The sequence below is a fragment of the Xylophilus rhododendri genome (assembly GCF_009906855.1).
GTDB lineage: Bacteria > Pseudomonadota > Gammaproteobacteria > Burkholderiales > Burkholderiaceae_C > Xylophilus > Xylophilus rhododendri.
Genome location: NZ_CP047650.1, coordinates 18,309 through 39,202, shown reverse-complemented (window position 1 = coordinate 39,202; position 20,894 = coordinate 18,309). Strand labels below are relative to the sequence as shown.

Here is a 20,894-nt window from a genome sequence, read left to right as displayed (position 1 = left end):
CCGAGGCCATGTCGATCGAACCGCCGCGCTTCGTGCCGACCCTGACCGAGGTGCTGGATGGCGGCGAAGCCGCCGCGCCGCCGGCCGAGGCAGTTCCTTCGCTGCAAGCGCTGCCCGAGCAGCTCGCCCACCGGGTGCTCCAGCGTGTTGATGCCTTGCTCGAAGAGCGCCTGCCGGACCTGGTGCGCGCCGTCGTCGCCCGGCACATGGACCTGCTCACGCCGCTGCTGCGCGAAGAGATCGCCAACACCGTGCAGGCCAGCGTGGCCGAGGCGCTGGCCGACGAACTCCCCGCATCCGGGCTCCATTCGCCCGTCTGACCGGCCCCGGGCCGGCCCTGTTTGCGCGCGGCAAAGGGCATGCTAGTGTTGCCCGGCTCGGTTTTTGCGTTCGCCTGACGCTGAGCCGCAACCGGGCGGTCTCACACCCCAATCGCAACTGGAGATGTTCATGCAGATGAAGTTGATCGTGATCGCCGCCGCAGCAGCCGTGGCGTGCAGCCAGGCGATGGCGCAGGACGTGCAGGTCATTCGTATCGGGCATGTCGCACCGATGTCGGGCGCGCAGGCGCATTTCGGCCGCGACAACGAGAACGGCGTGCTGATGGCCATCGATGACCTGAACAGCCAGAACATCGTCATCGCCGGCAAGAAGATCAAGTGGGAGATGCAGGGCGAGGACGACGCCGCCGACCCGAAACAGGGCACGGCCGTGGCACAGAAGCTGTGCGACGCCAAGGTCGCCGGCGTGGTCGGCCACCTCAACTCGGGCACCACCATTCCCGCATCCAAGGTCTACAACGACTGCGGCATCCCGCATGTGACCGGTGCCGCCACCAACCCCGCGCTGATGAAGCCGGGCTACAACACCACCTTCCGCATCATCGCCAACGACAACGCCCTGGGCGCCGGCCTGGCCTACTACGCGGCCGACGCGCTCAAGCTCAAGAAGTTCGCCATCATCGACGACCGCACCGCCTACGGACAGGGCGTGGCGGAGGTGTTCAAGAAGACGGCGGCGGCCAAGGGCATCCAGATCGTCGACGAGCAGTTCACCACCGACAAGGCCACCGACTTCATGGCCATCCTGACCGCCGTCAAGGCCAAGGCGCCGGACGGCATCTTCTACGGCGGCATGAACTCCCAGGCCGGCCCCATGCTGCGCCAGATGGAGCAGCTGGGCATGGGCAATGTGCGCATGTTCGGCGGCGACGGCATCTGCACCGAGGAGATGACCAAGCTCTCGGGCAATGCCAAGGCGCTCAACAACGTGGTGTGCGCCGAAGGCGGCGCCTCGCTGGTGAAGATGCCGGGCGGCGAGGCCTGGAAGAAGCGCTACGACGCCAAGTACCCCAACCAGTACCAGATCTACGGCCCCTACACCTACGACGCCACCATGGTGCTGGCCGATGCGATGAAGCGGGCCAACTCCTGGAACCCCAAGGTCTACATCCCCTTCCTGCTCAAGACCAACTACAAGGGCGTGACGGCCAACATCGCCTTCGAGCCCAATGGCGAGCTGAAGAATCCGGCGATGACGATCTACATCTTCAAGGATGGCAAGCGGGTTCCGCTGGGCTGATGACTGCCCCTGCATGAACGAAAAAAGACCGCCTTCGAGCGGTCTTTTTTGTTGCCGGGAGGGCCCGCATGGCTGACTGTCCGCGTCGGCCCGGTCCCACAGCAAGGGCCGGCATGGGCTGAGCCGGAGTGCAAGTGGCCGGGGAACAGCATGGAAGCAATCGAATTCAACCAGGACTTCCCATGCTGCCCTTCCACTTCCAAGCCGTCTCTTTCCACTTCAAGGCCCATCCGCGCTTCCTGCAGGCGGCGGTCTTTGCTTGGCCTTCTGCCTCCTGGCACTTCGTGCGCTGAGGGCAGGGCGTCTGTCTGGCCCGCCTGGAGGGAATCGAACCCCCATAATCGCTTTAGAAGAGCGATGTCCTATCCGTTGAACGACAGGCAGAGCCCATCATTCTACGATGCGCTGGAGGCCTGTTGAGGGCTAGCCGAAGTGTTCAAGGCGTGCGGCGACGTTCCCACACCTGCGGCATCACCAGGTCGAGCGGCTGACGTCCGGCGAGTACGTCGATGACCTGCCGCGCGCACTGGGTGGCCGTGGCATGCAGGGCCTGCTGGGACGAGCCGGCCACATGCGGAGTGAGCACCACGTTGGGCAGCGTCGCCAGCCGGCCGTGGGCCACGAAAGGTTCGGTTTCGAAGACGTCCAGGCCCGCGCCGAAGAGCCGGGCGTTCACCAGCGCGTCGATCAGCGCTTCTTCGTCTATCAGGCCGCCGCGCGAGGTGTTGATCACGATGGCGCTGGGTTTCATGCGCTGCAGGCCGGCATCGTTGAGCGTGTGGCGGTTTTGCGGCTTCATCGAGCGGTGCAGCGAGACAACGTCGGACTGCTCCAGCAGCTCTTCCAGCGTCTCCACCCGCTGGCCCTGTGCCGACTGCACCAGCGCCGCATCGGCCTTGGGCGACCACACGAGCACCCGCATGCCCAGGCCGCGCGCGGCCATTTCGCACAGCATCTGGCCGGTGCAGCCGAAACCGACGATGCCCAGGGTCTGGCCGTACAACTCCAGCATGGGTCGCTGGTACTTGAAGCCCCAGTGCCCGCGGCGCGTTGCCGCATCCGCCGCCACGGCCTGGCGGGCGGTGGCGAACATCAGCATCAACGCGTGTTCCGCCACCGAGCGTGCGTTCGCGCCTGGTGTGGAGGTGACCGGAATGCCCAGTTCGGTGGCGTAGGCCACATCGATGCGGTCGCTGCCGGTGCCGTGGTTGGAGATCACCCGCAGGCGCGGGGCGGCGTCTATCCAGTCGGCAGACAGGCCGTCGCGCACGATGACGGCATCGGCCAGTGCCAGGCCATCGCGCAGGGCCAGCGGATCCTTGGGCTGCAGCACGGCGATGCCGGCCGCGCGCAGCAGTTCGGCACCGACCGGGTGGATGGGTTGTGCGATCACGCAGGTGGCGCTCATGAGTACTCCCCTTGTTTTTTTGTCGACGATCTCGTCGAAAGGCGTAACCATAAGCGCAAGCGGGCCTTGATGTTCATCGAGGAATGCAGTCTTCCTTCAATGGACTTGCCGCGAGCCATTGGCGAAACCAATCCAGCGCGAGGATTTCGGGCTCCGTTGCGTCCATCGCGTCGAGCCGCAGCACCTCGCCGACCCGCTCCGCGCCCAGGTCCAGCAGCGCCGCATCGAACTGCAGGCCGCCGCCGCTGAAGGTGTCGCCGTAGCTGCTGTCGCCGAGGGCGATCAGGCCGTACCGCAGGCCGCCGAGGAAACGCGGCGCCAGCTGCAGGCCCTGGTAGAGCGCCTGGCCGTCGTCGGGGATGTCGCCCGAGCCGGTGGTCGCCACGCACAGCAGCAAGCGCGGCCCCCGGGGATCGAGGACGGATGCCTCGCAGTCGTGCATGTCGAGCACCTCGACGGAGCCCGGCGGCAGCGTGTCGGCTTCGAGCGCGAGAGCCTCGGCGATCAGGCGGGCGGTTCCGGAGACGGAGGCGTAGAGAATGCGCAGGCGGACCTCGTTCATGGGCAGCAATGGTCGGGAAACCGAAAAAAAACGTCCACTTTAGCTTTGTCCGTGAGCCCGGCGCCTGAGCGAGGTCCGCCAGCAGGTTAGAATGCCTGAGTCGGAGCGTAGCGCAGCCTGGTAGCGCATCTGCTTTGGGAGCAGAGGGTCGCGAGTTCGAATCCCGCCGCTCCGACCATTCTTCAAAAAAGCGACTTACCATCGTTCTTGCAAGCCCTGAGTTCTCACGGATTCGGGGCTTTCTCACATCCGACGCCTCATAGGCGTGGTGCCCGGGCAATCCAGCATGTCGAACACCAGTCTTGGTCCTGCAGAACAAGTTCCCGAGGAACCAGCGGCCGTCCTTGCCTCGATGGTGCAGGACCTGCCCCAAGGTGCTGGAGCCAGCCAGGCCGACATGAGCAGGCTGGCGGAAGTCTTCTTCGACGTGCTGCGTCTGCCCGGTCCACGTGCACCCGCGGCCCAGGCGCAACTCGAGCTTGCCTTCGACCACCTGATAGCCGACGGCCAGCACCTCGCCCTGCACCGGCTGCTGCTGGCGCGGCATTCGGCCGACGCCAGGTCGGGCGTGCTGGAAGCGGTCGCCAAGGATTTCGCCGGCCGGCTGCTGGCGAAGGCCGCCGAAACGCCAGCACCAGGCACCGGCATCCTGGTGGCGCTTCTTCTGCTGCGCAGCGAACTGGGTGCCGCGGCGCCGATGGAGCGCGTGCCGCAATGGCACCGCCAGGCGATGGCCGGCTTCGACGCGGAGCAGTCCCTGCTGCTCTACAACACCATGTTCGGCCAACGTCATTTCCTGCGCAACGTGGCCGAACTGAAGCAGGCCCTGCCGGAGCTGGACTGGGTGGCGCAATGGCGGCAGCACGGCCTGAAGAAGCTGCAGACCTATCTGTTCTACTGGCCGCGCGGTGCCGATGCATCCCGGCTGGCCGAGCTGCTCGAATTTCTGCAGAAGGACGGCAACCGGCCCGCACCCGATGTGAACTTCGACGACTTCGTCGATGTGGTCCGGCGTGTCCTGCAAACGGGCCAGGCCGGCGGCGAGGAAAACCCCGGCGCCGCCTTGCACCGCAACACGAGCCGCGTGTTGGCCGTGGCTCGGGAGTACGGCTTGCGCCGCCTGGGACTGGGCGGACGCCGGCTGCGGCTCGCCATCTCCATCTCCGGCCAGTTGCGGGGCTATGTTCCCGCGCTGGCGAGCTGGCGCAAGCACCTGCTGCCGGGCGTGGCGGCGGACTTCTATGTCCACGCCTGGAAGCAGGTCGGCCGCTCGGGCTCCGAGCCTTTCCGGCGCTTCCTGCCCTTCGAAGGCGAGGCCTTCCTCGCGGCCTACCGGGAGCAGTGCATGAAGATGGGTTATCCCGATTTCGTCGCGCGCTATCCGGGCCTGTTCAAGACCTTGTCGGCCTCCGGCGAGACCAGCGAAGCCCACCTTTCGGCCGTCTACGGCACCGACAAGGTCGTGCTGGAAGACGATGCAGATGCCCGTTTCGCCGGCTGGAGCAATTCCCGCAAGATGCACTACAAGATCGGCCAGGCGCAGTCGCTGATCGACGCCTCGGGCAGGGAATACGACCTGGTGCTGAGAATCCGCCCCGACAAGGCCATGCGCCTGCTCACTGGCAGCTGGGCGGACATGCTCGGTGTGGTGGGCGACGGCAAGCATCTGCTGGCCGATGGCGCCATGGGGATGCACTACGGCAACCTGATGATCGGCGACCAGGTCGCCCTCGGCACACCGGCGGCCATGCGCAGTTACGCCGCCGCGTATGCGGATGCGATCGCGCTCGAAGGTCAGGGGCTGGTGTCGGCCAACACCTTTCTGCGCGGGCATGTCTCGCTGGCGAGGCAATGCTTCCTCCATCAGATCGGCGTAGGCAAGTTCCCCGCGCTGTTCGGCGGCCTGCTCGGGGCCGCGCCGCTGTCTTCCCGTGAAATCCAGCAGGAGCTGGACCGGGATGCGCAAGGCCGCTCCGATCCGGTCGACCGCATCCTGCTGGCCGCCGTCGCCCGGGATCTGGCGGCGCGCTGAGGCGGTTCAGGTCCGCATGAATCCCAGGTCGCGCGGATAGTCGCCTCGCCCGGCCCCCGTGCCGAAGTTGCGCAGGTTCGGCAGGATGCCGTCGAGTTCCGCGTCCGCCACGCCGAACCAGCGCGCCAGGGTGGCGGCGTACTGGTCCACCGAGGTGCTCGGCAACAGCCGGCCCTGGCCGATATGCCACTGGTCGCTGGTCGCGGTGGTGTTGCCGATGCTGACCGGCGGCGCCGTGCCGTAGAAAGCCTGACCCTTGACCGCGCCGCCCACCATGAAGTGGTGGCTGCCCCAGCCGTGATCGGCGCCGGTGCCGTTGACGGCCAGCGTGCGGCCGAAGTCCGACGCGGTGAAGGCGGTGACCTGGCTGGAGATGCCCATCTCCACCGTCGCCTGGTGGAAGGCCGCCATGGCGTCGCTCAGCGCGGCGAGCACGGTGGGATGCTGGCTCATCAGGTTGTCGTGCAGGTCGAAGCCGCCCATGGAGACGAAGAAGACCTGGCGCCTGACGTTCAGGCTGTTGCGCGCCGCGATCATGCGGGCCACGATCTTCAGCTGGCTGCCCAGGGTGGTGGTGGGAAACGCGGTCGACAGCGTGGCGCCTGCCAGTGCGCTGGTCACCTGCGCCTCGGAGGCCACGGAGCGGGCCGTCACCCGGTTGTAGTCGTTCTCCAGGGCATGGGTGCTGGACTCCTGCAGCAGGGTCGACATGGCGGTGCGGATGGCCGTCGAGCCGTAGACGTTGGACTTCACCGCATTGAGCGCCACCGCGCCGCCGGTGCTCACCTGGTAGGGGATCGCCTGCTGCCCCGACAGGAACACCGCGTTGCCGGTGGCCGAGATGCAGGTGAAGACCGAGGAGCCGTTGGAGGCCAGCGCCAGGTCGCCGATGCGGCCGCCCCAACCCACGGTCGTGCCTTCGCCGCCAGAGGACATCCACACCGATTGCTGGTCGCTGTGCGACATCAGCCTGGCCGGCAGCGGATAGCTGTGGCGGTCGGCGCCCTCGAACTGGGCACGCGTCAAGGGCACCACCAATGGGCCGACATTGAGCTGCACCGCCGCCTTGCCGCTGTTGAAGAGCAAGGCCAGCGCGCCCATGGCCGGATTCAGCGCGTATTGGCGGCCGTCCGGCAAGGGTGCGGTCGGGTTGAGCAGCGTGGGCGCCAGCGCGCTCTTGGCCAGGGCGCATCCGCCGCCCGCCTGGCCGGTGCCGCCGCGGATGGTGGCGTAGGCGTTGTAGCTGGGGTCGTCGTAGGTGACGACGGTATTGGCATAGTCGTTGCCGCCGTTGAGGAAGACGCAGACAAGCGCCTTGTAGTCGTTGGCTTCGAAGGCCGCGGCTTCGCCCATGGCCGCCAGGTTCAGGGCGAAGGGCAGGGCGGTGCCGGTAAGGGTCAGCTGGCTGGAACGGCGCAGGAAGGCGCGGCGCGCGGGGCTGGCGATTTTCCGGTCCGGGTCCGGATAGGCGTCCGGGCAGGCGTTGTGGAAGGGGAATTCGTTCATTTCTGCACCAGGTATTTGGCCGAAGCCATGACCATCACGATGGCCGCGTAGATGCGGTTGAGCTTGACCGCGTCGGTGGCGCTGGCGGTGACGCTGGTGGCATTCAGCGCATCCACGATCAGCGCGACCGTCGCCGAGGGCAGTTGGCCGGCCGCCAGCAGCAGGTTCAGCCGCATGACCAGCGCGGCCGCGTCGGTGACGATGGCCATTTCGCTGCCGTAGTCGGGCACGACGTTGTAGCGGCCGTTCACCGCGATGCCGTTCTTCACGGTGTTCTGCATGAAGTTCACATAGGCGCTGACCGTGGTTTCATTGACCAGCTGGAACTCGGGCGCGACCAGGCCGGCGCTGGCGGTGGCGGTGTTGGGTGGCACGTAGCCGGGCCGGAAGAAGTTGAACACCGAGGGGGCTCGCAAGGGGTTCTGGCCGAGCGAGGTCGGGGCCGACAGGTCGCCGATCAGCCAGCTGCTGTCGACGGGGGCCAGCTTGAAGGTCCGCGCCCATTGCACCAGGCGCAGCATCGGTTCGCGCAGGCGGCCGAAGGTGTTGCTGGAGAGGCCGGCGGAGGCGCGGGCTTCATCGTCCAGCAGCACGGCCGCGACCGTGGCCGCGATGTCGCCGCGCACGCCGGTGCCGTTGTCGGCGAAGGCGGCGGCCACACGCGCCACATAGGCCGGGCTGGGGTTGCTGGTGACCAGGCGCTGGATCAGTTGGCGGCCGATGAAGGGGCCGACGTTGGCATGCTGGAACAGTGCATCCAGCGCGATCCTGCGGGCCGCATTGCCTTCGGTGCTGCCGGGAATGCTGGTGCCCAGGAAGTTGACGTCATAGGTCGAATGCAGGCTGGGCTTGAGCACCATGGGGCGCCGGGCGAACTCCGGGCTGGACAGGTTGCCGGTGCTGCTCGTCAGAACGGTGTCGCCGGAGCGGTCCAGGTCGTAGCCGCTGAAGACCCGCGCCAGGTTGGAAACGTCGGACTGGGTATAGGTCTCGACCGGCGCGCCGCCCGAGAGCACCGGGGTGCCGTCGGGGTTGAGCTTGACCAGGCCGATGGTCATCAGCTGCATCAGTTCGCGGGCATAGTTCTCGTCGGGCTGGCGGCCGGCGGCGTTCTCCTTCAGGCTGCCCTTGACGTTGAGGAAATAGCCCATGGCCGGGTTCAGGGTGGCGTCCTCCATCAGCTGGCGGAAATTGCCGAAGGCGTTGCGCACCAGCGTGTCCCACCAGGCAGCCAATGTGTAGGAGGGCCAGAGGGAATTGGCGGTGCTGGGGGCCACCACGAAGATTTCCGACAGGGCCAGCGCCACGCGTTGGCGCAGGGCGTCCGGCGACTTGATCAGCTGCCACCACAGCGCATGGTCGATCGGCGCGAAGGCATAGCGGTACGCGTAATCGTCCACGCTGCTGGCATAGGCCTTTTCGTTGAGCCAGTCCCAGGCGGTCTGGCCGGCGGGCTGGTCGAATTGGCTCGCCAGCCAGCCGGCATAACCGAGCTGGTGGACCGAGGCGATTTCCGTCTCCGATGCGCTGAACTGCGCCTGCAGGAGAAAACGCGCCGCCTCGGCGTCGTTGGACGAGGTGACATAGCTGCGTGTCTGGCCCAGCGGCCCGGCGGCCCCGCCTGCGACCGCGGTGGAGGCGACGGCGGCCGCACCGGCCGCGCTGAGCTGGCCGCTACCGGACGAAGCGCCGGACAAGGATGCCGTCGCACCGCCGCCCGCCGAATCTCCACCGCCGCCACCGCAGGCCTGCAGCGCGGCCGTCGCGGCTGCGATGCTGGCGGCCAGCCAGGTTCGGGTTCGGCCGCTGGTCGGCTTGGAGCCTGGGACGGATGCCGGAGCGGCGTTTAACGGCTGGGTCGAAGACGTAGGACTGGAGGAGATTTCGCTGTAGGTCATGAGGCTGTGATCGCAACGCATGTGCACAGCCAAGTTTAAAAATCTGCTGAAAATTTGAGCACCGAAACAGTCGGGTTTTCCCGCGCCAGATCCTGCCCTCCGGTCACGCGTCGCTGGGCATCACAAGCCGCGTCAAATTCCTCCTACGTGGCGCATCGGTCGGCAAATGCATTCTTGGCGCCAACCGTACTCAACGAGGAAATGATGGACGACCAGCTCTACGCTCACACCGAGCAATACGGCGGCGCACGCCTGCAATGGACCAATCACGTCGATGCCGCCGGCAGCCGCATCGAATGGCGCATCACCACCGACAGCAGCGGCTGGGTGTGCAGCTATGGCGCTGTCTGCAACCAGGGTATTCGCTGCGGCAGCCGCGCGATCGCCAGCGCAGGCGAGGAAAAGGCCCTGTTGGCTGAATTGCGCGCCAGCATTTCGTGCGGCGCCGCGGCCGGACAGTCGGAAAAATCACGGGCCGCCTGATTCGCCAAAGAACGCTGCGCTATTCCCCGCTTGCAGATTTGGAAGAAAATTTACAAGATGCAGCGCGCGACTTTCGATGCCGGCGATCCGGGTTCGGCACTCGGGTGGCGACGGGGAGTTTCCATGGGCCAATCAATAGACCGTACGCGATTTTCCGGAACCGCCTATCTCTACCAGTCAGGCGGCAACGGATATCCCTTCCGTTATGAAGGCAGCTACAGCCGGCCGCGCCGCGACCGACAGGGATGCATGCGTTTCGGCTGGACCGCCACCGTCGTCGGCATGGACCGGCAGCCGCAGCCGCGCACCTCGATCGTCGACGACCCCGCCATCGACGTCCCGGGCTTCGTCGAGCAGCACATTCGCCGTTCGATCCAGGAGCATGTCGCCGTGTTTGCAAAACGGCCCGCTTCCTTGCCGAACTGAATAGGACGGGCTTAGGCGCAGGGGAATATTCCTGACAGCAGTGACGTCGAGTGCCGCCTATGCTTTTGGCCAAAGCTTTCTCCGCCGATCAGGATTCCATGAAAACAGCCGTCGATATTTCAGAAGACTTCTCCGACATCATTTTCGAAGCCTTGATTCGCAGCACCGCGGTGCGCGAAGCGGTACCGGCCGGCGACAAGGCCTGGCGGCGCCGGCATGTGATCGACAGCGCGGGTTTCGATGCCGACGGCAGCCTGATGTTCGACGGCGAGTTCGATTTCCACCATGGCCTGGACGGTGACGAAGGCGGACATCCGGCGCTGCGCTCTCATGTCACCGGTTTGCTGGTTCAGGATTCGCAGAAGCGCTGGATAGTGCAGCGGCTTTCGGTCGAGAGCCTGGAAACAGTGGACGCCGGACTCGGCCCGGACGAACTCGCCTAGAGCGGTTCAGGCTTCACCGCACTTGTCGCCGGCGAGCCGCGCCGGCGCCAGCGAAGCCAGAAACCACCCGCCGCGGCCAGGAGCATCACGGCCAGGAAAGCGCTGGACAGCAGCCCCGCCAGAAATGCCAGCGGCAGCACGATGGCCGCGGCGATCACAGCCCTTGCTGCACGGACAGCGTGGCTGCGGCGTTTGCCGGGCGGGTTCTTCACCATCCAGAGGATTGCGCAGGCCGCCAGCGCCAGGCTTCCCAACCAGGCCTGCAGCATCCGGGTGGAAACATTCTCGTTCGTCAGGTCTTGTTGCCACCGCGGAAACAGCATCTGGTTGAGCAGGGCCCGTCCCAAGCCACCCTGCACCGGCTGCTCGCGAGGTGGGCCGGTGTCGCGCCAGCGCACGGCGCCGTCTGGGCCCATGAAGCCGTCGAGCCGCTCGACCGTGTCCAGCAGCACGCCGGCTTGCAGGCGGCGGTCGGCGATCATGGCCAGCACCTTGCGGTTGCCGGAGAACACCATGCCCAGGTAGTCGTATTCGGGCTGGACGATCCAGCGTCCGCTACGGTCGATCAGGCCTTCGTGGCCGTCCTGGCGCATGGCGGCGTAGCCGGCCGATCCGAAGCCGCAGCCGGCGGTCAGGAAATTGAGTTTGGGCTCGTATTGCGGGGCGATCACGACCTGGCCGCGGGCGTCGAGAAAACCGGCCTTGCCTTCGATGTGCCACCAGGGAGCGGCATAAGGCGTGTCGGCCGGCCCTCCGGCCAAGGCCTGCCGCCAGCGGCCGAGGAGGCCCAGCTCGATCCTGCCCTCCGGCACGAAACAGGCCAGGCCCTGGCTGAAGGAATACAGCAATCCGTCGAACCAGGGGACGACGGCCTGGCCCTGCTCGTCGATGGCCGCGGACCGATGGCCATCCGACACCACCGCAAGCCCCTCGTTGAAAGGCCGGGCGATGGAGAATTTCGGCGCCACGCGCCATTGGCCACGGCTGTCGATATAGCCCAGGGCCTCGCCAGGCCGCTGCCGGGCCGGGAACAACACGGTGCCCGGGCCTATGTATTCGAAGTTTTGCGCCACCACCGGCGGCGCATTGCTGCCGTCGGCCCGGCACAGGCCCCAGAGCAGGGTCTGCTGACTGCGGCAGGGCTCGACTGCTGTCTTGCCAAGCTCGCCTTCCTGGGCATGGGCGGTCGGGCAGAGGAGGGCGCAGGCCAGGGCGGCCGGCAGGCCTGCAGCGCGGGCGGTGGAAAACGGCTTCATGACGGGACGCGGCCTGCGGCGAAATGGCCGAAGTCTAACGATGCCCGGACAAGCTCCGGGCGCGGTCTTCCCGCCGCGGGGAAGGCGCTGCGCTCAGCCGGCGGCCAGAAGATTGCTCTCCGGCGTGTCGCGGCCGCAGCAGTAGGCGAAGAGCAGGTCGAGTTCGGTGGTCTTGTCGAACACCGCATTGGCGGCCAGTTCGGCGCAGCGCGAGCGGATGGCGGTGTCGGCATGGCCGGTCAGCACCACGGCGCGCTGGTGGGGCTGGCGGTCGCGGCAGCCGGCCAGCACACCCCAGCCGTTGCCCTGGGCCAGAGTGAGGTCGATCACCGCGATATCCCAGTCGTAGGGGTTGGCGCTGAGCCAGCGGGTGGCCTCCGGCTCGGTGGCCGCGGAAGCCACCACACGGCAGTCGAGCGTCTCCTGCAGCATTTCCGTCAAGGCATTACGGACGATGCGGTTGTCTTCGACGAGAAAGATGTTCAGGGACATGGGAGTGTTCGGTTCGTCCGCAAGGACGCAGGCTCCGCGATGATCGCGTGTGCATATCATCGCCAACCCTGACACGGTGATGGTTTCCAGACGTAGATTTCTACCAGGTCCGGTGAATCCCTACAGCCTCGCTATCGGGCCCGGACGCAACATGGAGGCTTCAGAAGGAGAAACCGCATGCCTGCCCACCGCTCACTCGATGCCACCCGCCCCACGGAGCATCCGACCGAATACCCGCGGGAGCCGCAGAAGCAGCCCTCGCCCAAGCCGGGCGACGAGGCTCACATCCCCAAACCCAGCTGAGCGGGCGGCGCGCCGCCTCAGCGGACCAGGATTTCCACCCGGCGGTTGCGCGGCTCGTCGACGTTGTCGGCGGTTTTCACGGCCAGTTCGCGCTCGCCCCGGCCGGTCGCCTCGACCAGGGCCGGCGCCACGCCGCGCTGCAGGAAGAGGTCGCGCACCAGGCGGGCGCGCCGCAGCGAGAGCGCGTCGTTGGCTTCGCCGCTGCTGGTGGTGTCGGTATGGCCGATCAGCACGATCTCGGCGCCGCTGCGGGTCAGCGTCTCGGCCAGCACACGCTGCACCGCCTGCTGCGACTCCGGCGTCAGCTGGGTGGTGCCGGCGCGGAAATACAGCACGAACTTCGCCGGCGGCGGCGGTGCGTTGGCAAACAGCGGCTCATAGGCCTGGTGCACCTGTTCGGCCTTGTCGGCACCGAGCGCGATCGGCCGGCCCGGGCCGATGGCGGCGGTCTGGTAGGGCTCGTCCAGGCGCTGTTCGCTCACGGCCTGCGGCCCGGCGGCGGTGGAGCGCACGATCACCGCCGAGGGCGTGCCGTCGGCCTGCGGCAGCAGGGTGACCTTGGTGCCGCCGCGCTGCGGCTTGGCCGCGCAGGCACCCAGGAGCAAGGCAAGGCCCAGCACGGCAAGCAGCGTGCCGCTGCGGCTAAGGGCGGCCCTCACTTGGCGGCTTCCTCGGTGGGTTCCACCTCGACAATGAAATCGGTGCCGCGGATGCCGATCAGCGCCGTCGGTGTCTCGATGCTGACCGCTTCCGGGCGCGTCTTGCGGATCAGGCCGCTGACCATACGCATGGTGCCTCGCACCACCCGCACCACCAGGTTGCCCTTGTAGGTGGTGGAATCGAATGTGAACTCGCGCAGGTCCATGCGGCTGTTCGGGCCGACCACGATCATGGTGCCGTCGCGCAGCACCAGGCTGGCCGAGCCGTCCGGGCCGGTCAGCACACGGTCGGCGGCGGAAACGCCGTCGCCCGGCTGCAAGGCGCGTTCGCCCGCGTCGTTGGCGACCTGCACCTGGCCCTTGACCAGCTTGGCCGTGCCGGCGCGCAGGGTCTCTTCGGCCGCCTGGCTGCCGCCGGCGTGCAGGGCCAGCCCCAGGGCCAGCAGGGCCGCGAAAGCGGCGGGGCGCTTGAGTGCGCGCTTGTGGAATGGGGGCATCGCGAAGTCAGTCATTGACAATATTGTGATTTAGTTATGGCTTGTTACTTGTATCTCCGTCACGGTGCGACCGACTCGGTAGCGGCAAAGCCACAGCCCGGACCCTTGCCGGCTGCCCTACGATCGCGCCGCCCATGACTTTCCCGCTCCTGTTTTCCACCCTGCTCAACGGCCTGGCCTACGGCCTGCTGCTGTTCATGCTCAGCGCCGGGCTGACCCTGGTCTTCAGCCTGCTCGGCGTGCTGAATTTCGCGCACGCCAGCTTCTACATGTTGGGCGCCTACCTGGGATATGCCTTCACCGGCGCCATCGGCTTCTGGCCCGCCCTGCTGGCTGCGCCCCTGGCGGTGGGCTTGCTGGGCGCCGTGTTCGAGCGGCTGTGCCTGCGCCGTCTGCATGCACGCGGACCGGTGCCGGGGCTGCTGGCGACGTTTGGCCTCTCCTGGCTGGTGGTGGAGGGCACGCAGCTGTTCTGGGGCCGCTCCTCCTTGCCCTATGCCTTGCCCGAGATGCTGCGGGGCGCGGCCTTCACCGTGTATGGCGTGCCCTTCGCGGCTTCGCGGGTGCTGGTGATGGCGGTGGCGCTGGGCATGCTGGTGCTGGCCTGGATGCTGCTGGCGCGCAGTCAGGTCGGGCTGCTGGTGCGGGCGGCGCTGGTCCATCCGCAGATGGCGCAGGCGCTGGGCCACAACGTGCCGCTGGTCTTCACCGCCGTCTTCGCGGCCGGCGCCGCGCTGGCCGGCCTGGCCGGGGCGGTCGGCGGCGCGGTGTATGTCACCGAACCGGGCATGGCCGCCGCCGTGGGATCCATCGTTTTCGTGGTGGTGGTGGTGGGCGGCATGGGCTCGCTGGCCGGGGCCTTTGCCGCATCGCTGCTGATCGGCATGCTGCAGAACCTGGCGGTGGCCTTCGATGTGTCGGTGCAGGGGGTGCTCCAGGCGGCCGGCCTGTCCGCCGACTGGCTGGACGGCCCGCTCGGCCGCATCGGCCTGGCCCAGGCCGCGCCCTTGCTGCCCTATCTGCTGATGGTGGCGGTGCTGGTGCTGCGGCCTCGCGGGCTGATGGGTAACCGCAATTGACGGGCCGCACACGCCCGGTGGCGATCGCCGCCGCTGTCCTGGCGGCCGCCGTCGTTCTGGCGCTGCTCTTCCGGGGCAGCGGCCTGGCAGTCTCCATGCTGACGCAGATCGCCTGGCTGGCCATCGTGCTGCTGGCCAACAACCTGCTGCTGGGCCAGTGCGGCCTGCTGAGTTTCGGCCATGCGGTGCAGGTGGGTGCGGGGGCGCTGGCCTCCATCGCCGCGATGCGCTGGGGTGCCGTCCACGGCTGGATGCCGCTGCCGCTGGTGCCGCTGTGCAGCGGCCTGGCCGCGATGGTGGTGGCGCTGCCGCTGGCTTATGTGGCCACCCGCTCGGCCGGCACCGCCTTCGCGATGGTGACCCTGGCGCTGGGCGAGCTGGCCGCGGCGCTGGCGCTGATGCTGCCGGAGTGGTTCGGCGGCGAGGCGGGGCTGACGGCCGACCGCGTCTACGGCCATTGGCTGGGGCTCGATTTCGCCTCGCCCCGGCAGGTCTGCGGCCTGGCCCTGGCCTATGCCCTGGCGGCCGGCCTGGCGCTGTACGGCCTGCAGCGCACGGCGCTGGGCCGCCTCTTCAACGCGGTGCGCGACAACCCCGAACGCGCCGCCTTCCTCGGCCACGACCCGCGCCGCCTGCGCTGGCTGGCCTATGCGCTGGCGGGCTTTTTCGCCGGTGTGGGCGGCGCGCTGGGGGCCGTCCAGTTCGAGATCGTCAGTGCGCCGGACGCGCTGGGCCTGGCCCGCTCGGGCAGCTACCTGCTTTTCACCTACCTCGGCGGCAGCGCGCATTTCCTGGGGCCGGTGCTGGGCAGCGTGCTGATGGTGCTGGCCTCGACGCTGCTGGCGCAGTGGTCGGCCGCCTGGCCGCTGTACCTGGGGCTGGCCTTCCTGCTGACGGTGATGTTCGCGCCCGGCGGAGTCGCCGGGCTGATCGCCGCCGCGCCCGGCGCCGTCGTCGCACGGGGCTGGCCGCGCTGCGCCTCGGCACTGGCCGGCGCGCTGGCCCTGACCGCGGGTGGCATCGCGGCGGTCGAGATGGCCTACCGGCTGCATGCGGCGGAGCCCGCCTGGGCCTGGTGGCCCGGGCGAACGCTGGACCCCGCCGCGCCGCTGGCCTGGGGCTGCGCCTGTGCGTTGCTGGTGGCGGGCGCTGGGCTGCTGGCCGCGGCGCGGCTGCCAGCGGGCCAGGGAGCACGCCGATGAGTCGGTCGTCCCATGCACTGGAGTTGCGCGGCGTGGAAAAACGCTTCGGCGCGTCGGAAATCCTGCGCGGCATCGACCTGGCGGTGCGGCCGCAGGAATGCGTGGCCGTGATCGGCCCCAACGGCGCGGGCAAATCCACCCTGTTCGACACCATCAGCGGCCGGCATGCGCCCAGCGCCGGCAGCATCCTGCTGCAAGGGCAGTCCATCGCCGGATGGGCGCCGCAGCGCCTGCGCCGCCGGGGCCTGTCGCGCAGTTTCCAGACCACGCAGCTCTTCGGCAGCCTGGATGTGCGCAACCACCTGCGCTGCGCCCTGGCGGCGGTGGCGATGCATCCGCTGCGCTGGCTGCTGCCTTTCGAGCGCACCGTCTCGGTCGAGCAGGAGGTCGATCGCCTGCTGCACACCATCGGCCTGCAGGGCCTGGACCGCCGCCCGGCCGCCACCCTGAGCTACGCCGAGCAGCGCCTGCTGGAAGTGGGTCTGGCCTTCTGCGGCGACCCTGCCGTGGTGTTGCTCGACGAGCCCACGGCCGGCATGTCGCAGGACGAGACAGCCCGCTGCATCGCCGTCATCCGCCAGCTGGCCGCCGGCCGCACGGTGCTGATGGTGGAGCACGACATGCAGGTCGTCTTCGAGCTGGCCGGGCGGGTGGCGGTGCTGGCCGACGGCCGGGTCATCGCCTTCGACTCCCCGCAGCAGGTGCGCGCCGATCCGGCGGTGCGCCTGGCCTATGGCGGTCTCTGACATGGCTGGCAGCGCATCCTCCGCCGTGCTGTCCGTCGAGCGCCTGGAAGCCGGCTACGGCAGGAGCCGGGTGCTCCAGCAGGTCAGCCTGCGCCTGGCCGCGGGCGAGATCGTCGCCCTGCTCGGCCGCAACGGCGCAGGCCGCAGCACGCTGCTGCGCTGCCTGATGGGCCTGCTGCCGGCGACGGGTGGCGCGGCCTCGTGGCAGGGCCATTCGCTGGTCGGCCTGCCGGCCCACCGCATCGCCCGACTGGGCGTGGGTTATGTGCCGGAGAGCCGCGATGTCTTCGCCCCGCTGACGGTGCGCCAGAACCTGGCGCTGGGAAAACGCCACGGCAGGCCGGGCTGGACCGAGGCGCAGGCCTTCGCGCAATTCCCCCGGCTGCAGGAGCGCGCCGACGTGGCCGCCGGCCTGCTGTCGGGCGGCGAGCAGCAGATGCTGTCGCTGTGCCGCACGCTGATGTCGCAGCCCGGATTGCTGCTGCTGGACGAGCCCACCGAAGGCCTGGCGCCTTCCATGGCGCAGCGTGTGGCCGAATGCCTGGTCGAACAGCGGCGGCAGGGCAGGGCGGTACTGCTGGTCGAGCAGAAGCAGGTGATCGCCCTGGAGATCGCCGACCGGGTGCTGGTGATGGGGCAGGGCCGTATCGTCTTCGAGGGCACGCCTGCGCAGCTGCGCGCCGACGAGGCGGTGCAGCAGGCCTGGCTGCGGGTATGAGTGTGCGAATGGCGCGGCAATGAGGGCGGCACAATGCGGGCCCCGGACCGGCCAGAGCCTTTCTTGAACTACCTACTCACCATGGCGCACGGCGCCGAGCATTACCGGCAGGAGGCCGTCTACCTGCTGCTGAGCTGGCTGCGCTGGCGCGGCGCCGCGCCCTGCACCGTGCTGGTCGCCACCGACCGGCCCGAAAGTTTTCTGCAGGTGATCGGCGAGCGGCCCGATGTGGTCTACCTGGCGCTGGCGCCGCAGCAGCTGCTCGACTGGCGTGGCGGCCCGGAGGGCTATGTGCACCGCATCAAGCCCCAGCTCATCGCACATGCCGCGCGCACGGTGGGCGCCGGTGCGCACGACGGCCTGATGTTCGTGGATTCCGACACCGCCTTCATCGCCGACCCCGACCCGTTGTTCCAGGCCATCGCCGAGGGCCAGGTGGTGCTGCATGCACGCGAGGGCAGCATCGAAGGCAACCGGCGTCACAGCCGCTCGCAGGGCCGGTTGTTCGACATGGCGCGGCGCCAGCGTTTCGACTTCGCCGGGCGGCAGCAGCAGCTGCTCGCCCCCGACCTGCCGCTGTGGAACTCCGGCGCCGTCGGCCTGCGTGGCGACGAAGTGGCGCCGCTCATGGCCCTGACCCTGGCCCTGACCGACCAGATCTGCGCCGCCATGCCCCTGGCCACGGCCGAACAGGTGGCGCTGTCGGCGGTGCTGGCGGCGCAGGGCCGGCAGATCGTCGCCGCGGAAAGCCGGCTGCTGCATTACCACGTGTTCAAGGAGTTCCGAGCCGACATCGCCCGCTTCCTGGAGCGGCATGCCGATACAGGGCCGCAGCGCCTGGTGGAGCTGTCCGCCGGCATCGATCCGCAGCAGCGCATCCAGCCCAAGCTCGCCTTCAACCGGCTGCCCAAATGGCGGCGGCAGCTGCAAAAGCATCTGGGACGCGGCTGGCAGGCATTGCCCTATCCCTGGGACCGCTGAGGCAGCGCTTGTTGCAACTGCTGCCGGATCGGCCGGGTCGCCGGCCTATCATCGGCACTGCTTTTTTTTACCGAACGTTCACGACTATCCACGCATGGCCACACCGTCCACCATCGCCCGCATCGAACGGCTCATCTGGATCCTGATCTACGTTGGCGTGCTGGCCGCCGTGCTCGGCATCGCGGTGCGGGATGCCCGGGCCGGCACCGGCATCGCCCTCATGGTGCTCGGCGGCGTGATGGCCGCGGCCGGCGTGGTGCTGATCTTCGTGCGTGCCCGTTTGCGTGAAGACGCCTGATTCCCTTCCATCCCGCCCATCCCGATTCATGCCCACTGAACAAGAGAACCTGGAGGAGTGGCGCAAGCTCGCCATTCCCTTCGCCCAACTGCTGGGCATCGAAATCGCCGGCATGGCCGACGGCCGCGCCGAACTGCGTTTCTCGCCCAAGCCGGAACACCTGAATTCCTTCGGCGTGGTCCACGGCGGCGCGCTGATGACCCTGCTCGACATCAGCATGGCCGGCGCGGCGCGCAGCGATCAGCCGCAGAGCGGCGTCGTCACCATCGAGATGAAGACCACCTTCATGCGGCCGAGCCGCGGCCCCATCGTCGGCCGCGGGCGCCTGATGCACCGCACGCTGTCGATGGCCTTCGTCGAGGCGACGGTCGAGGACGCGCAGGGCCATGTCTGCTGCCATGCCACCGGCACCTTCAAGTACGTGCCCCGGCCGGTCGTCCCGGCAGGCGCGCCGACACCGACCGACTGACAACCCCAGGCCTGGAGTCGCCCATGTCCGAACTGATCCTGCATCACTACCCCACCTCGCCCTTCTCGGAAAAGATGCGCCTGGTGCTGGGCTTCAAGCAGTCGCCCTGGCGTTCGGTCACGGTGCCGCGCATCGCGCCCAAGCCCGATGTGGTGGCGCTCACCGGCGGCTACCGGCGCACGCCGCTGCTGCAGGTGGGGCCGACATCTATTGCGACACCGCCCTGATCTGCGATGTGCTGGAGCATCTGCGCCCCACGCCCACGCTGTATCCCGAGCCGGAAAAAGGCCTGGGCCGGGTGCTCGCGCAATGGGCCGACGACACCCTGTTCTGGGCCGCCATGGCCTGGAACCTGCAGCCGCGCGGCCGCGAGCAGCTCTTCGCCCATGCCGATGCCCAGGCGCGCGAGGCCTTCTCCCGTGACCGCGCCGCGATGTCGGCCACCGGCATGACCCGCCTGCGCCCCGAGGATGCCGCCAGCGCCTACAAGTCCTACCTGCGGCGCCTGTCCGACATGCTCGACGACCGGCCCTTCCTGCTGGGCGAAGTGCCCTGCATCGCCGACTTCGCCGCCTACCACCCGCTGTGGTTCACCCGCACCCGGGTGCCGGCCGTGGCCGGCATCCTGGACCTGACGCCAGCCGTGCTCGACTGGATGGACCGCATGGCCCTGATCGGCCACGGCGAATCCAGCGAACTGGCGCCGGCCGACGCCATCGCGATCGCCGCGGCCGCCATGCCGGCGCCGCTGCCCCAGGAAGCCTTCCAGGACGACCACGGCCTGCCGCTGGGCTCGCGGGTCACCGTGGCCGCCGAGCGTTTCGGCACCGAGACGACCGAAGGCACGCTGGTGGCCGCCACCCGCATGCATCTCACGCTGCGGCGCGAGGACGAGCGCGCGGGTGTGCTGCATGTGCATTTCCCCCGCATCGGTTATGTGCTGAAAGCCGCGGAATAGGGATCGGGCCGCACGCCAGCGCGGATCGGCCCCGCCGGGCAGAATGCTGTTTCCCCCACAACCGTCCCCGCGAGGGGTCAGCAAAATGGAACAAGTGCATGTCCCGGCCATCGAGGACGTCGAAAGCCATATCGACGAACTAAAAGGCGCGCTGGCCGCGCAGGCCGTGATCATCGAGGCGCTCACCAAGACCCTGCTCCAGCACCTGCCGCAACTGTTGCCGGTGTTGCGGGAGCAGCTGGAGCACGCCAGCGACGCCCGGCTGGTGGATTTGCAGATCGAGGACCTGGCCCTCGAAAAATCATTCGAGTCGCAGATTCATGTGTTTTCCGCCGGCCTCGGGGATCTGCACTGATCCGCCGCCCGGGCTACTCCGGCATTTTCGAGGAATGGTGGCTGGTAATCAGCCACTTTTTATTTCGCCAGCTATACGTGAAGGTGTAGCGCGCCTTCTCGATACTGCCGTCGCCCATGTGGAAGGTATAAAGGCCGGTATCCACGGCGGCATTGCAGCCGATATCCACCCACTCCACATCGCGCTCGCCGCTGGGTTTGAGCGCGAGGAATTTCTTGAAGTAATCGAGCTTTTCCGCCGGCGTCACCCGTGGCTGATTGGAGAGCGTGGGCAACAGCACCGATCCCGGCGCATACAGATCGACCAGCGGCTGCGGGTTGCCCGCCTTGAGCGCCGCGTTCCATTTGTCGAACAGCGCCGAGATTTCCGGCCGGGGCGTGTGATGGCAGAAGGCCGGCATTTTCGCCAGTGCCTGATCCCCGGCGGCCGCTGCCAGCAGCATGCCGAAACCCCACGAAAACAATAGCTTGTTGCGGCGGATGACGCATTTCATGATTTTTCCTTCGCGCTGGATGCATGCCGAAAACCCCTGCGGGACGGCA

At 68.1% G+C, this 20,894-nt stretch carries 24 protein-coding genes, 2 tRNA genes and 1 pseudogene; 17 read left to right on the top strand and 10 right to left on the bottom strand.

What is annotated here, in order from left to right; translation table 11 throughout:
• Positions 1 to 8 precede the first annotated feature (8 nt).
• Both GT347_RS00210 and GT347_RS00205 read left to right on the top strand, forming a co-directional pair.
• A complete protein-coding gene (locus GT347_RS00210) occupies positions 9 to 320 on the top strand; it encodes a hypothetical protein (RefSeq protein WP_160550073.1) in 312 nt (103 codons plus the stop codon).
• A gap of 124 nt (positions 321 to 444) precedes the next feature.
• Positions 445 to 1,581: a branched-chain amino acid ABC transporter substrate-binding protein gene (locus GT347_RS00205; protein WP_160550072.1), complete on the top strand. Its 1,137-nt coding sequence runs from the start codon at positions 445 to 447 to the stop codon at positions 1,579 to 1,581.
• 309 nt (positions 1,582 to 1,890) lie between these two features.
• Here GT347_RS00205 and GT347_RS00200 read toward each other — a convergent pair.
• From GT347_RS00200 to GT347_RS00190, 3 genes are all read right to left on the bottom strand, one after another.
• Positions 1,891 to 1,965: transfer RNA gene (locus GT347_RS00200), tRNA-Arg, on the bottom strand.
• 52 nt (positions 1,966 to 2,017) lie between these two features.
• A complete protein-coding gene (locus GT347_RS00195) occupies positions 2,018 to 2,989 on the bottom strand; it encodes a hydroxyacid dehydrogenase (RefSeq protein ID WP_160550071.1) in 972 nt (323 codons plus the stop codon).
• Positions 2,990 to 3,062: 73 nt separating this feature from the next.
• The gene (locus tag GT347_RS00190) at positions 3,063 to 3,551 is read right to left on the bottom strand and encodes a flavodoxin domain-containing protein (RefSeq protein WP_160550070.1); all 489 of its coding nucleotides are present in this window, start codon (positions 3,549 to 3,551) and stop codon (positions 3,063 to 3,065) included.
• Positions 3,552 to 3,652: 101 nt separating this feature from the next.
• Between GT347_RS00190 and GT347_RS00185 the strand changes: the two genes are divergently transcribed.
• Positions 3,653 to 3,729, top strand: a tRNA-Pro gene (locus GT347_RS00185).
• 219 nt (positions 3,730 to 3,948) lie between these two features.
• A complete protein-coding gene (locus tag GT347_RS00180; RefSeq protein WP_160550069.1) occupies positions 3,949 to 5,583 on the top strand; it encodes a hypothetical protein in 1,635 nt (544 codons plus the stop codon).
• 6 nt (positions 5,584 to 5,589) lie between these two features.
• Here the strand turns inward: GT347_RS00180 and GT347_RS00175 are convergent, their stop codons facing one another.
• Complete coding sequence (locus GT347_RS00175; RefSeq protein ID WP_160550068.1) at positions 5,590 to 7,089, bottom strand: DUF1501 domain-containing protein; 1,500 nt, start codon at positions 7,087 to 7,089, stop codon at positions 5,590 to 5,592.
• Entirely contained in the window at positions 7,086 to 8,987 is a 1,902-nt protein-coding gene (locus GT347_RS00170) for a DUF1800 domain-containing protein (RefSeq protein ID WP_160550067.1), read from the bottom strand. The genes GT347_RS00175 and GT347_RS00170 overlap by 4 nt, the downstream gene beginning before the upstream one ends.
• Positions 8,988 to 9,191: 204 nt before the next feature.
• Here GT347_RS00170 and GT347_RS00165 point away from each other — a divergent pair, with 204 nt between their 5' ends.
• The 3 genes from GT347_RS00165 (at position 9,192) to GT347_RS00155 (ending at position 10,339) form a co-directional block, all read left to right on the top strand.
• Entirely contained in the window at positions 9,192 to 9,470 is a 279-nt protein-coding gene (locus tag GT347_RS00165) for a hypothetical protein (protein WP_160550066.1), read from the top strand.
• Between the two features lie 30 nt (positions 9,471 to 9,500).
• On the top strand, positions 9,501 to 9,896 hold the full coding sequence (locus tag GT347_RS00160) for a hypothetical protein (RefSeq protein WP_160550065.1): 396 nt from the start codon (positions 9,501 to 9,503) through the stop codon (positions 9,894 to 9,896).
• Positions 9,897 to 9,994: 98 nt separating this feature from the next.
• Positions 9,995 to 10,339, top strand: coding sequence for a hypothetical protein (locus tag GT347_RS00155; protein WP_160550064.1), 345 nt, complete (start codon positions 9,995 to 9,997; stop codon positions 10,337 to 10,339).
• On the opposite strand, the gene GT347_RS00150 is transcribed toward GT347_RS00155, so the two are convergent.
• Complete coding sequence (locus tag GT347_RS00150; RefSeq protein ID WP_160550063.1) at positions 10,336 to 11,595, bottom strand: WG repeat-containing protein; 1,260 nt, start codon at positions 11,593 to 11,595, stop codon at positions 10,336 to 10,338. The two genes, GT347_RS00155 and GT347_RS00150, sit on opposite strands and share 4 nt — an antisense overlap.
• Before the next feature lie 93 nt (positions 11,596 to 11,688).
• On the bottom strand, positions 11,689 to 12,087 hold the full coding sequence (locus GT347_RS00145; protein WP_160550062.1) for a response regulator: 399 nt from the start codon (positions 12,085 to 12,087) through the stop codon (positions 11,689 to 11,691).
• Between the two features lie 177 nt (positions 12,088 to 12,264).
• On the opposite strand from GT347_RS00145, the gene GT347_RS27800 reads away from it, so the two are divergent.
• Positions 12,265 to 12,390, top strand: coding sequence for a hypothetical protein (locus GT347_RS27800; protein ID WP_268236186.1), 126 nt, complete (start codon positions 12,265 to 12,267; stop codon positions 12,388 to 12,390).
• Positions 12,391 to 12,407: 17 nt separating this feature from the next.
• On the opposite strand, the gene GT347_RS00140 is transcribed toward GT347_RS27800, so the two are convergent.
• Positions 12,408 to 13,049: an OmpA family protein gene (locus GT347_RS00140; RefSeq protein ID WP_229722570.1), complete on the bottom strand. Its 642-nt coding sequence runs from the start codon at positions 13,047 to 13,049 to the stop codon at positions 12,408 to 12,410.
• The gene (locus GT347_RS00135; protein WP_229722569.1) at positions 13,046 to 13,546 is read right to left on the bottom strand and encodes a FecR family protein; all 501 of its coding nucleotides are present in this window, start codon (positions 13,544 to 13,546) and stop codon (positions 13,046 to 13,048) included. The genes GT347_RS00140 and GT347_RS00135 overlap by 4 nt, the downstream gene beginning before the upstream one ends.
• Before the next feature lie 134 nt (positions 13,547 to 13,680).
• Between GT347_RS00135 and GT347_RS00130 the strand changes: the two genes are divergently transcribed.
• From GT347_RS00130 to GT347_RS00090, 9 genes and pseudogenes are all read left to right on the top strand, one after another.
• Positions 13,681 to 14,625, top strand: a complete 945-nt coding sequence (locus GT347_RS00130) for a branched-chain amino acid ABC transporter permease (RefSeq protein WP_160550060.1) — start codon at positions 13,681 to 13,683, stop codon at positions 14,623 to 14,625.
• Positions 14,622 to 15,827 (top strand): branched-chain amino acid ABC transporter permease, encoded by a 1,206-nt coding sequence (locus tag GT347_RS00125; RefSeq protein ID WP_160550059.1) that lies wholly within the window; start codon positions 14,622 to 14,624, stop codon positions 15,825 to 15,827. Before GT347_RS00130 ends, GT347_RS00125 begins: the two co-directional genes overlap by 4 nt.
• Positions 15,824 to 16,573 (top strand): ABC transporter ATP-binding protein, encoded by a 750-nt coding sequence (locus GT347_RS00120; RefSeq protein ID WP_160550058.1) that lies wholly within the window; start codon positions 15,824 to 15,826, stop codon positions 16,571 to 16,573. The genes GT347_RS00125 and GT347_RS00120 overlap by 4 nt, the downstream gene beginning before the upstream one ends.
• A gap of 1 nt (position 16,574) precedes the next feature.
• Positions 16,575 to 17,291, top strand: coding sequence for an ABC transporter ATP-binding protein (locus tag GT347_RS00115; RefSeq protein ID WP_195812378.1), 717 nt, complete (start codon positions 16,575 to 16,577; stop codon positions 17,289 to 17,291).
• 63 nt (positions 17,292 to 17,354) lie between these two features.
• A complete protein-coding gene (locus GT347_RS00110; RefSeq protein WP_160550057.1) occupies positions 17,355 to 18,272 on the top strand; it encodes a hypothetical protein in 918 nt (305 codons plus the stop codon).
• A gap of 94 nt (positions 18,273 to 18,366) precedes the next feature.
• On the top strand, positions 18,367 to 18,570 hold the full coding sequence (locus tag GT347_RS00105; RefSeq protein ID WP_160550056.1) for a hypothetical protein: 204 nt from the start codon (positions 18,367 to 18,369) through the stop codon (positions 18,568 to 18,570).
• Positions 18,571 to 18,598: 28 nt separating this feature from the next.
• Entirely contained in the window at positions 18,599 to 19,039 is a 441-nt protein-coding gene (locus GT347_RS00100; RefSeq protein WP_160550055.1) for a PaaI family thioesterase, read from the top strand.
• Positions 19,040 to 19,062: 23 nt separating this feature from the next.
• Positions 19,063 to 19,997, top strand: a pseudogene (locus GT347_RS00095) (glutathione S-transferase family protein).
• Positions 19,998 to 20,082: 85 nt separating this feature from the next.
• Positions 20,083 to 20,352, top strand: a complete 270-nt coding sequence (locus tag GT347_RS00090) for a hypothetical protein (protein WP_160550054.1) — start codon at positions 20,083 to 20,085, stop codon at positions 20,350 to 20,352.
• A 13-nt stretch (positions 20,353 to 20,365) separates the two neighbouring features.
• Here the strand turns inward: GT347_RS00090 and GT347_RS00085 are convergent, their stop codons facing one another.
• The gene (locus GT347_RS00085; protein ID WP_229722568.1) at positions 20,366 to 20,845 is read right to left on the bottom strand and encodes a DUF4440 domain-containing protein; all 480 of its coding nucleotides are present in this window, start codon (positions 20,843 to 20,845) and stop codon (positions 20,366 to 20,368) included.
• Positions 20,846 to 20,894 lie beyond the last annotated feature (49 nt).